Source organism: Sinomicrobium weinanense (assembly GCF_018863395.1).
GTDB classification, from domain to species: domain Bacteria; phylum Bacteroidota; class Bacteroidia; order Flavobacteriales; family Flavobacteriaceae; genus Sinomicrobium; species Sinomicrobium weinanense.
Genome location: NZ_JAHKRR010000001.1, coordinates 163055 through 175090, shown reverse-complemented (window position 1 = coordinate 175090; position 12036 = coordinate 163055). Strand labels below are relative to the sequence as shown.

The 12036-nt window shown below is 48.1% G+C and carries 7 protein-coding genes; 1 reads left to right on the top strand and 6 read right to left on the bottom strand.

Annotation, left to right across the window (positions count from 1 at the left end; genetic code table 11):
- Positions 1–184 precede the first annotated feature (184 nt).
- A complete protein-coding gene (gene apaG, locus KN811_RS00745) occupies positions 185–571 on the top strand; it encodes a Co2+/Mg2+ efflux protein ApaG (RefSeq protein ID WP_187965314.1) in 387 nt (128 codons plus the stop codon).
- 39 nt (positions 572–610) lie between these two features.
- On the opposite strand, the gene KN811_RS00740 is transcribed toward apaG, so the two are convergent.
- The 6 genes from KN811_RS00740 to KN811_RS00715 form a co-directional block, all read right to left on the bottom strand.
- A complete protein-coding gene (locus KN811_RS00740; RefSeq protein ID WP_187965313.1) occupies positions 611–1801 on the bottom strand; it encodes a YyaL domain-containing protein in 1191 nt (396 codons plus the stop codon).
- A 52-nt stretch (positions 1802–1853) separates the two neighbouring features.
- Complete coding sequence (locus tag KN811_RS00735) at positions 1854–3197, bottom strand: BNR repeat-containing protein (protein WP_187965312.1); 1344 nt, start codon at positions 3195–3197, stop codon at positions 1854–1856.
- A gap of 50 nt (positions 3198–3247) precedes the next feature.
- Positions 3248–5242, bottom strand: a complete 1995-nt coding sequence (locus KN811_RS00730; protein WP_187965311.1) for a DUF2264 domain-containing protein — start codon at positions 5240–5242, stop codon at positions 3248–3250.
- A 206-nt stretch (positions 5243–5448) separates the two neighbouring features.
- The gene (locus KN811_RS00725) at positions 5449–7050 is read right to left on the bottom strand and encodes a RagB/SusD family nutrient uptake outer membrane protein (protein ID WP_187965310.1); all 1602 of its coding nucleotides are present in this window, start codon (positions 7048–7050) and stop codon (positions 5449–5451) included.
- 35 nt (positions 7051–7085) lie between these two features.
- Entirely contained in the window at positions 7086–10118 is a 3033-nt protein-coding gene (locus KN811_RS00720; protein WP_187965309.1) for a SusC/RagA family TonB-linked outer membrane protein, read from the bottom strand.
- A 513-nt stretch (positions 10119–10631) separates the two neighbouring features.
- Positions 10632–12026 (bottom strand): SusD/RagB family nutrient-binding outer membrane lipoprotein, encoded by a 1395-nt coding sequence (locus tag KN811_RS00715; protein ID WP_187965308.1) that lies wholly within the window; start codon positions 12024–12026, stop codon positions 10632–10634.
- Positions 12027–12036 lie beyond the last annotated feature (10 nt).

The window sequence follows — 12036 nt, the reverse complement described above, 5'->3', positions numbered from 1 at the left end:
CCGGTATTCGGTGATTACCGATCACCGAATACCGAATACCAACCATCCGGAAAGTGTCGTATAAAAAATTTATTCGCAAATTGGATCAGATAACGTTAAAATTTGTATTTTTGTTTACAGGGACATCCTGATCTGTTTCAGGATCACTCCCGGCATCGTGGTTATATATCCTTAATTTTTTTGCATGATCACACAAGTAACCAAAGGCATAAAGATCTCGGTTATCACCAGTTTTGAAGGTACATTCTTCAAGAACTACAAGATGCACTTTGCTTTCGGTTACAAGATCACCATTGAAAACCAGAGCAAGGACTCCGTGCAGCTGACCTCCCGGCACTGGCAGATCTTCGATTCCCTGAACCATCCCGAATTTGTAGATGGCGAAGGCGTTATCGGAAAAAAGCCCGTACTGAAACCCGGAGAGTCTCACTCCTACAGTTCCGGATGCCTGCTCACTTCCCCCATCGGGGCCATGCGGGGACATTACAACATGGTTAACTTTACCTCTACCCGTAAATTCAGGGTGTATATTCCCACTTTTAAGTTGTGTGCGCCTTTTGCACTTAACTGATCTTTTCCCTTTCTCCCTGAAAAATTATATTTACCAGTATCAGTTTCTATCCATGTTTTTGTAACGAAGTAAAGCCTCTATCAGGTAGTAATCCCCATAGGTTAACGGCACGTCGACTTCGGAGTTTTCCGGGATGTGCCCCACCCCGTGTTTCAGCAAGAATCCACCGTTGGTCCCGGCAGCGGCTATATATTCATCCGTAGTCAGGGTTTTCAGCATGGTCCCGGCATTTTCAAAATATTTTTCTGCGTTTTCACCTGTTGTATAACCACTCAATTCCAGCAAGGCCGAAGCCATAATGGCACCTGCCGAGGAATCTCTCAAAGCATTCGGTATACCGGGCGCATTAAAATCCCAGTAAGGTACCTTGTCTTCGGGGAGGTTGGGATGGTTGAGTATAAATTCGGCTATACGCACTGCCTGGTCCAGGTATTGTTGCTCTCCGGTAGCACGGTACATCACGGTATAGCCATAAAGTCCCCAGGCCTGCCCCCTGGCCCATGCCGATTCGTCGGCAGCTCCCTGGGCCGTTCTTTTTTCTTTTACCGCTCCGGTATTTACATCGTAATTGAGCACATGGTAGGAACTGTTGTCTTTCCGGAAATGGTTTTTGAGTGTCGTATCGGCATGTGTTACTGCAATATCGTAGTAAAACGGATCCCCGCTATGTTCCGAAGCCCAGAACAGGAGTTCGAGGTTCATCATATTGTCAATGATCACCAGGTAGTCGTCATTACGGGAATCCCAGGACCTGATGCAGCCCACAGTTTCATTGAACCTGGAAGCCAGGGACTTTGCACTGTTCATCAGTATTTCTTCATAAAGCGGTGATGGATTTAGCCGTTCGGCATTGCCAAAACTGCAAAACATCATAAAACCGAGATCGTGCGTTGTGGTGTTGAACTGCTCCCTGGCCAGGACCTCCATAATGCGATCGGCTTCCCCTTTCAGTTTTTCATTGCCGAGATCTTCGTGGAGATACAACAGGGTCCCGGGATAAAATCCACTGCACCACCACCCGGAACCGCTGGTTTCCAGTTTATCCTTCCCTGCATTATAGGTTTTGGGGAAGCTGTCTTCGGGAAGGTTTTTCATCATATATTCATACTGGTCTGAAGCCCGTTGCAACACTGCATCTACCCGAGCGTGAAAATCGTTCTTGTTATCCCGGCAGGAGATCAGGGCTGTCAAAACCAGGACGAATGCAAAGCGGGTTATTTTGTTTGTCATTTTTAAGTTATTACGTATCATTTTTGTTTAAGAAACTGTTTAAATTGTATCCTTATTTCTCATAGAATTTACGCAGGGAAACCTCAACAACCTTTACCGGGGTAGCCTGCGTGTTTGCCACTCCCTCCCCGTCTATCTGTTCCACTTTTTGTACAAAAAGGTGTAATTCCTCCCTGCTCTTCCAGAGTTCCGTATCGTATAGCGGTTCCCATTGTATCAGGGAAACAGATGTAAGGTCTTTTATTACCCAGTTGTCGTCCCCGGGAAGGGTAAACCGGGCCATAGCGGCCTTGTTCCCCCTTTCAGCATCGCGAAAGAGCAGGTATAACCGTGTTTTACGGCCTTCACTCCCCACCAGGAGTTGCGGACGGGATATGGGAATGCTTTTGGTCCCTCCTCCTCCAAGGTCAAAAGGTGTACTTCTGAACTTTGTGGTGATATTTTTCCATCGCGTACCGTTATTATACACGATCTGATATTGAGGAATGTCCTTCTCTTTCCAGTATGTAGCAATATATGGGTTCCCACGCTTGTCTGAAGCCATAGTGGTCTGGTTTATGAGCCCGCTGCCCTCGGGGATCTTCCAGGCATACTCGGCCGTTGCGGCCGTAATCGGGAGGCTGTATTTCTCTCCTGTTGATCTTTCCCAGCTTATCCCGCCGTCACGGGAACGGGCATAGCAGAGGTCATGGTTGGAAGACACATCCCATGTTTCCCGCCATACCCAGGACAGATGAATGGTCCCTTCCTTATCGACACAAGCCTGCCAGTATGCGCTTCGCTGTCCTTCTCCGTCTATGAGATTGCCATGTCGTTGTACCCATTCTTTCTTTGCACTATTATAAGCATTCACTACCATATTTCCCCGACCTGAACTTCCGGAACGATAGAAGAACAGGAGATTTCCGCCGGGCAATGCGTAGAACTCCGGGTAGGTGACCTTTTGCTCTTCCTTCCCGGTCATGGGAATTTCTTCGCCCAGTTCCAGTCCGAAAGGCACCTTGCTTCTGGCATACCTCAGCGGGGTATTATGGTGATCCCAGGCTAGGTGCAGATATCCTTCCCCGTCTGCCGCAATGCTGATACTGTTGTGGGCATCGGCAGTATTTCCTCTGTATGGTGTTTGTTTTACTTTCCAGTCGGTATCTCCCAGCTTCCGCTTTCCGAGAGTAAGAAACCCCTCTGCATTGTAATAGGCAATGAACTGTGTTGTTTTATGGGTTGTCAGGGCATTTTTACGGAATATCACAGCGTTTATGGAATTGTTTGCCCACCCTTCACCCACCGTGGTTTCCCGGATCTTTTTCTGTGCAGGGCTCACAAAAAAGGAAAACAGGACGAGGGGTGTGATAAACACTAATTTCCGATTGATATTTTTTGTTGTAATGCCAGTCATTTTTACCGTTGTTTTGTCTGATATCCCCGGGGACACAATGCATTGTGCCCCTACAGTTTTGTGGCCCTTTGTACGGTTACATTCCGGGCGTAATAGAAGGTCTCCGTTTCCGGGCCGGGGGAACCGGAAGATCCTTCCATTTGCAGATTGATGATCAGCCACAGGGGTTTCCCTGTGAAATTTGCCCTGTGGGTCCCTGTCTTTTTCCCGTCAATAAAATAGTCTATGGTTACCATTTCATCATCCGTTCGTTTCAATACCGCAGTATATTCATGCCACTTCTCCATCGCATCCGGAATGTTCTTCTTAATGGTAGATACTTCCGCGGGAGTGATGAACGTATTTTGCCAGTTGAAGGTATCGCCCTTAAATTCCAGTATATCGCTTTCCGGGGGCCAGCCGTCTACCGCAGTCAGCCAGAATGCAGGCCAGGTACCTTTGGCGACAGGGGCTTTGAATTCACCCGATACCCTGTACCACGGGTATTCCTCGCTTATTGTAAGATGATGTTTGGCATGCACCGCTCCGGAATGGTAGCTGATCTGTTGGTACGGCGGTTTGCTGCTTTTTCCTTCGTTCTTCTCAACAGGTGTGGCCTTTATCTGTAATATTCCATCATTCAGCGTCACCTGCTCCCGGTTTTCAGATCCTGCATACATCCGCGCCGAACCGTTGTGATCGTTACCCCAGGGATACAGGTAATTCCAGTCTTTTTCAAAATTGTCATATCCGGCGAATGAAGTACTGTCTATTACGGTTTCCCAGTCGGGCTGCTGCTCTTTTTTCGGGTAATAGGCATGGTCCCGCTGCACTTTTTCTCCGTTCCATATTCTTTTCTGGGTCCAGTTGGCAGGCGGATCGGTCCAAAACTGGGTATCGGGCGCCAATCCCAATACCAGGAATACTTCCGTACACAGGTACAGGCTCCCGGTGGAAAGGTAACCTTCCGCTATTTCGGGGTCACGGCCGTAAAATCCGAGGGTAAGCCAACCGTTTCCGTCAAACATATCAGGGGCGGTGTGGTGCTTTTTTACAACGGCATACAAGGCGGAACGCACCTGTGCAGGATTCAATTCATCCGGCAATTTTTGCAACAGGGCCATTTGCGACAAAGCCTGGAAAGCCCCGTACCTGTAAGGCAGTGACCTGCCTATGGGCGGATAAGTACCATCGGGCGAAATCAGTCTTTCCTGTATGGCGGCATAGCGTTGCGCCCTTTCCATAAACAAACGGTAGTCGCGGAGAAAAGCCTTATAACGCCATCCTTCCAGGGCTTCTTTTGTTTCTTTTAAAACCACTCCTATATCTAACAGCATGGGCTGAATGACATAGCTATTGTAATAATCCCAGTGAAAATCCGGGCCGTCTCCATACATACCATCTCCGAGATACCACTCCTTGTGCTTGTTGAGCGCATATTCGATGCGGACCATATCCGCCTGGCCTTCGAATTTCAGCAGGGCTGCTTCTACCATAGCCGTGAACAACAGCCAGTTGCTGTATGCGGGGGAAATTTCGCGGGTGGACTTCAGGACCTTAAGCACATTGGCCTGCGTTTGTTTGTCCAGTCCTTCCCATAACTGTACGGGAGCTCTCAGGAGCCCCTGGGCAAAAAAAGCGGCATCGACCAGGGGTTGACCGCCTTCGGTAAAGTTCATAAAATCGGGAGAATCCGGATCGGTAGCATTATGAATACTTTTAAGGGTGAGCTGTATATATTTTTCCCGGAGCCTGCCTTCTTCGGTCTTATCCGGGCCGAGTTCCAGCCACGGTGCTATTCCCGACAGGGTTCTGCCGAACGCTTCCAGGTAGGTGACCTGTTTCCGGTCTCCCCAGGGATGGGCAGTGGTCTCTACGGGCATGGTCTTTTTCAGTTCGTTTTTGCTCAGGGCTTCCAATACCGGTTCTGCTATCTTTACCAGGCTGGCCACAAAGTATTCCCTAGCCTGTTTACCATCCGGGGAAACCTGTTCCCTCTGTTGTGCAAACCCTGTGGAGATCAGGATAAATATTAACAAAAACAGGACGATACGGCGTTTATGCATATTTTGTTTTTTTGATGTTCTATGGTTATTCAGGATTATTCTTTATCACATATTCGGGCGGACACCTGTTTATCCATGCTATAAAATTTCATGGTACCAAACCTAGAGCCGAACATATTTTAGTTCTTTCTATTTGGGAAAGGGCGGAAAATATTCCGCCCCTGTCTTTCGGATTGCAATCCGAAAATAAAAATTCTTTCTGAATTTTAATATCCCGGGTTTTGTTCGAGGGTGCCATCCTTGTTGAGCTGTATTTCCTGTAAAGGGATGGGCAACAACAGGTGGGTTTCGGTCAGGCCTCTTATCTGCATGCCGTTCGGGGCACCGGTATTGAGCTGTGCCCTTTCCAGCAGGGTCCCGGTGCGCATCAGGGTCATCCTTCGGTTTTCCTCACCGACCAGTTCCCGTACTCTTTCATCGAGTATGAAATCCATATCGATATCGGCTGCGGTTACCAGCGGGGCGTTGGCCCTTTCACGTATGGCGTTGACCGATATGGCAGCTTCTGCCTGTTTACCCTGCATAAGCTGTGCTTCGGCACGGAGGAGGTAGGTTTCTCCCAGGCGCATGAGAATAAAATCTTTCCACATGCCATAACCAAAAGTATCCCTGGGGTCGAACTGCCTCCATTTCATTGTGTAAGGGTTGATAATAAAGAGGGTATCCGCTCCCATATAGGGCACTTTTTGTCCGTAATTTTCGTCATCAGGGTCGTTATACCAATGTTCCCTTCGGATATTGTAACGGGAATTTCGCATATCGCCTACTTCATAAAGATCATACAATACCCAGTTGTTCAGGCGCATCCTGGACAGTCCCCTTCCACCCAGGGAATCAGCCGGAAGCATCCCCTTACGGTTGTGATAGGCCCCTCCCCATACCCGCCGTTGTTGCGGGTTTCCGGTCATTCCTCCGGGGACATCACTGGGGTTTTCGGCTTCCAGTACCCAGATGGCTTCCGTATTGCCCTGTGACCTTCGCTGGTTGCCATAGATAAACATATCGGAAAAAGGGTCCCCGGGTTCGGAGGAGTTCGCTCCGTAACGTTCGGTGACCAAGCTGTATTTTCCGCTGTCTATTATGAGGTTACATTGCTCTTCGGCTTTGGCAGCCTCCCCCATACGCAGGTAGGCCACGGCAAGCAAGTGGGCGGCGACATACTTATTTACTCTCCCTTCTGCAGGGGCCCCATCTACTTCAGGCAACGTATTTAACGCAAAGAGGAGATCCTCCTCTATCAAGGTATTTATCTCTTCCAGGGATGCCCTTACATAATCGGTCCTGGGTTCTGACAGGGGCTCCGTGGTAAGGGGAACTCCTCCGAAACAGGTGCCGAGTATATCGTAGGAAAGAGCACGGAAAAACCGGGCTTCGGCATTGACCCTGTTTTTATCTTCTTCGGTCATATTGTCAATCACCAGTTCCGGATCTTCCATATCCGCGATAATGATATTGGCATTATAGATCATTTCGTAAGCCCATTGCCATGTAAAATAGGCAGCATCGTCGTCTGAAGTCAGCAGGTCGTATTCAAAATAGGGCACTTCAATACTTTCGGGCTGGGTAGGCCATACGATATCGGTACCGGACTGCCATACACTCAGCCAGCCCTGACGGTCGTCCTTGGAATACCAGGTACTCAAATGATTGTACAGTCCGATGATAGAGGATTCAGCTTCACCGGCGCTGGATATGGGTTTCAGTTCGTAATCGGACCTGACCTCCTCGTCTAAAAAGGATTTGCTGCAGGAGGCAAAAAGCAACAGCCCGAAGCAAAAACAACTTATCGGTTTTATATATGTGTTCATTTTTCTCAGTTTTTTTGATTATTAGTGGAATTCATCTACAACGACAGGTTCAGTCCGAATGAAATAGTCCTTACCAGCGGGTAATTATTCTCCCAGTTATTGGATCCTCTGCCATCATGATCGTTTTCAGGGTCCCACCCTATCCAGTCGGTAAATGTATAAAGGTTTCTTCCTGCCAGGTAGAGCGTTAAACTGTTCACCCCGTAGGTTTCCAAAAAGGACGAGGGCACGGAATAACTCAGTCTTACGTCTTTTATACGTATATAGCTATTATCCCTGGGATAACCATAGCCCCTTGTGTTTGTATATCGTAAAGAAGGCCATTTATCGCTCTCGTTTTCGGGAGTCCAGTAACCTACTTCCCGCGGAGTGTTCCTCCGCCCCGCTTCATCAGCATAACTCATATCGGAATTGTTCTTTAAGCCACCCTGAGCTGTTTGCAGAAACACACTCAGGTGAAAATTCTTATAGCGAAAAGTGTTGGTGAGTCCGCCATACCATTTGGGGAGAGTAGTTCCGAGGTAAGTTCTGTCGTTTTCTGCATCTATACTACCATCTTCGTTGAGGTCAGCAAATTTGATATCACCGGGGCGGGCGGTGGGATCCATTCCCGAAGGGTCTTCGCCTTCCTGCCATATTCCTTCCATTTTATAATCGTATATGGCCTCCAAGGGTTTGCCAATAAACCAGCGGTTACCTATATCGTCTTCTCCGTCACCGTAGATATCCAATATCTTGTTCTTGTTTGTGGAGAAATTAATATCGGTCTGCCAGCTGAAGTCCTCTGTTTGTATGTTTACCGTATTTAAGGTTATTTCCAGCCCGGTATTTTGCATTTTTCCCAGATTTTCCCATATCCAGTCCGTACCACTGGCCCTCGGGAGGTTTCGCTGCAACAGTATATCTCTGGTTTTGCTTCTGTAGGCTTCTATACTTCCCCGGATACGGTTATCGAAAAAGCCAAAATCCAGACCGATATTCGCAGAGGCCGTGGTTTCCCAGTTCAGGTCGGCATTCCCTATTCTCCGCACCAGCGACCCTACTCCGACGGCTCCGCCAAAAGGGTAGCGGGCCACCCTGGTCGTCGTTACGGTCTGATTGGCACTTATGGCCTGGTTCCCGGTTTCTCCGTAAGAAAAACGCAATTTTAACTGGTTGACCTTATCGGAACCGGACAGGAAATTTTCATTATGAATATTCCATCCCAGGGCCAGTGAAGGGAACACCCCGTATTTATCGGTATTGCCCCCAAAAGCGGAATAGCCGTCCCGCCTGGCGGTCAGTGTAAACAGATAACGGCTGTCGTAAGTATAATTTACCCTTCCCATTTGCGACAGCAGTGCGGATTTCCAGCTATAAGACCCTTCGGGCACATTATCATCAATATATCCGGGACTTATATTCGCAGCTGCGCTTATATTATTGAAGGACAGTTCGTCATTTACAAACCCTGTGGCTTCTACAGCCGTGGCAAAATATTCGGTTTCCTGGGCACTGTACAGGGCTGTAACATCGATATGATGTTTGCCGAAATCCTTGTTCCAGGTGAGTATGTTTTCTATAACCCAGTTGTTTTCTTCGTTATTCCTTATGTTGGCGGTACCGTTATTGTCGTTGGCCGCACGCCCGGAATAAGTGGCCAGACGGCCCGGGCGATGAACGTAAGATATATTGAGCCTGTATTTAAGCCCTTCTATAAAACCTGGAGTAAGTTCGGCATAGACATTTCCGCTAAGGTTCTTGTCCCTTTCCTCGCGGTCCGTAGCGAGCCCCAGCATCGGGTTTTCAAACAATTGCTCGGGTGACATGGGATATATTTCATATCCGCCTTCATCGTTATAAACCTGCGAATACGGGCTCATAGCCGTGGCAAAGAGGAAGTTTGCCCTTCCGCCGTCGTAGTTGTTGGACGTAAAAAAGGCAGAGGTCCCTACTTTTAAATAATCGGTGATCTCCATGTCGAGGTTGGAACGCAGGCTCACCCGGTTGAACTGGTATCCTTTGACCACTCCTTCCTGGTCCAGGTAACCCCCGGAAACATAATATTTGACCTTTTCCGTACCCCCGGACACACTGATGTTGTGTTCCTGTATGGTCCCGGTCCGGGTTACGGCATCGAGCCAGTCTGTAGTGATCCCGGCATTGTAATTGTCTATCTCGAAGGTGTTGCCAAGTACATCGGTCTGTTCCAGTCCCCTGGCCCGTATATATTCGGCATATTTTTGCACATATGCTTCGGGGCCCCTCGGCTTTAGTTTATGGGACAGGTCTTCTATCCCGGCATACCCGTTATAACTGATCCGGGGTTTTCCGGATAGCCCCCTTTTGGTGGTGATCAGGATCACCCCATTAGAGCCCCGGGTTCCATAAATGGCTACGGCGGAAGCATCTTTTAAAATCTCGATGGATTCTATATCCCCGGGATTAATGTCGTTGGTCGTACCGAAAAAGGGGGAACCGTCTACCACGATAAACGGACCGGTATTAGCGTTGATAGAATTCACCCCACGTATCTGTATCTCTCCCGTACTTCCGGGAACAGATGAATTCTGGTTGATGTTGAGTCCAGCCGTAGTCCCCTGTATTGCCTGGGACAGGTTGGTCACCGGAAGGTTAGAGAGGCGTTCCTTGGGTACGGAAACTACTGCTCCCGTTACATCCGATCTCTTTTGGGTACCGTATCCCACCACTACAACCTCATCGAGCTGGGCAAGATCTTCTTCGAGAGAAATATTGATTACACTTTGCCCGTCTACTGGTACTTCCTGTGTTTTGAAACCTACATAAGAAAATACGAATATGGCATCGGATCCTCCGGTTTCTAATTTGTAATTGCCATCAAAATCCGTAATAACTCCCCGGGAAGTTCCCTTGATCATCACCGAAGCTCCGGGAAGTGGCTGGCCGTCTACCGCAGAGGTAACCTGCCCGGTTATTTCCTGCTGAGCATTAGCAGCAGTTTTCTTTTCATTGTGTGAAGCATCATAAGCATGTAGTGCTACCGTAGAAACGATACTTACGAACAGGGTGCACCAAATGCCATGCAACAGCTTTTTGGTTTGTTTCATAATTTGAAGTTTTTGTTAGTTGGTTTTTGCCTTCCTCTTCGTCTGAAGGAAAGAACATACTGGCTTGTCACTATCTTAAAATCAGGCCTTTTAAAAAACAATCGATTGTAATTTTCAGGTCAAATTCTTTCGAAAAAGCAATTCACCATGGTGTTAGTCGGAGATAAATGTAGAAGAATTTGAAGTCAAAACAAAATTAAATGTACAAATTACATTAAATAAAATATCAAAACAAGTGTATTATCAACAATAAATATCGATCATTATTGCGTTCATCTGATTTTTAACTGCAAAAAATTATTTTGTTAGTACTTTACGGAACTTCAGAAAAAAAATGGTATATGGTTGAAGGGTGAAGTCAAAGGATTTTTTCTTCCTGTGTTTTCTGCAGTTTGCGGTATGTTCAACCTAAATAAAACGCGGCCAAAAGGTAATCCTTGGAAACCTCCGGCCGCGTTCAGGGACAACAAAGGAATCTTGTTTTTCCCCGGAAATAGCTAAATCAAATGTTTTTCAATCCACATCCCACCACACTTTTTCGTGGATACTGTCGTCTCCTCCGAATTGCCTTTGTACGGCCTCCTCATAATTTTCGGTATTGTTAAAGGCTTCGTTATCCGGATAACTGAGCCTTCCCGGAACGGCTACGCCATTGGGCTCGACCAGGTTGTCGGGGTAACCCGTACGCCTCCACTCTGCCCAGGCTTCGTAGCCGAACATATACAAATGCACCCAACGTTGGGTTGCGATCATTTTCAGGGCATTGGCGGGCTCAAAAGCAATTCCGGGCTTGGCCAGGAATTCCCCTACACCCTGGGTACTTCCTGTCCATTGTGCGATAGATGCTTCGATGGCCTGGTTATAAAGGGCTTCAATGTCCCCGCTTATCCACCCGCGTTCTGCGGCTTCGGCCAGGGCAAACAACACCTGGGCATAGGTGACCAGGTATATCGACGCATCCTGGGCATAGATAGCAGGTCCCATCAGGGAATACTTTTCTGTGCTGATGTCTTCTTCTTCGCCAAACTTCAGGCCGGTATATTCGCCACTTGCCCTCGCCGGGTCGCCGTAAACGGGCAGCCTCGGATCGTCTGCCGGCTTCATCTCGGCGACCAGGGTTTCTGTCAGGGCCCACCATTCCCGGTTTCGGTTTACCACCTCGTTATACCAGTAATTCTGATTGTTGGCATCGGCCAGATGATGAAAGACAAGGTTATCACCGTTGGAAGCGAACACCCCGTCTGCATGGGCGGCTTTAAACTCTTCCATCGCCCGGGCGGGAGCTACTTCTGAAAGCCGGAGCGCCATTAACAGGCGGATCGTATTAGCCAGTTTCTGCCATTGAGACATATCCCCGCCATAAATAATATCATTATCTACCTTTTCGGGTTCGATCATCTCCACCGCTTCCTTCAGTTCGTTAAAAAGGTCGTTGTAAATAGATTCCTGGGTGTCATAAGCCGCGGTAAAATTGTCCGCTCCCTGCAAGGCTTTACTATAAGGCACATCGCCCCACCTGTCCGTAACATTCCAGAAGAAATAGGCCTTGAGTATCCTGGCCATGGCCAGTTGATTGGCAATAGGCCCTTCGCTGGCATCGAGGTCGTCCGACTCGATGGCTGCCTGAAGGTTCATTAACGGTTCTTCGTACCAGTAATAAAAACTGGTACTTTCCTGCGGATAGAGCGAAGCCCCCACGTACTGGGTCTCGGCCAGGTATTGTGCCATAAACTCCCCCCTGGGGGATGAGCTCAGGTCCGGAAGGAACAAAGCGGCATTGGCTATAAGCTGAGTTCCCGAAGCTACTCCGGGCTTATTGGGATCGGTGTTGATACTATCGCTGAAATCGCTGCAACCTACAAAAACCAGGCTGCATAGTACTGCTGTTATATATTGGATCGTTTTCATTTTTTCTACG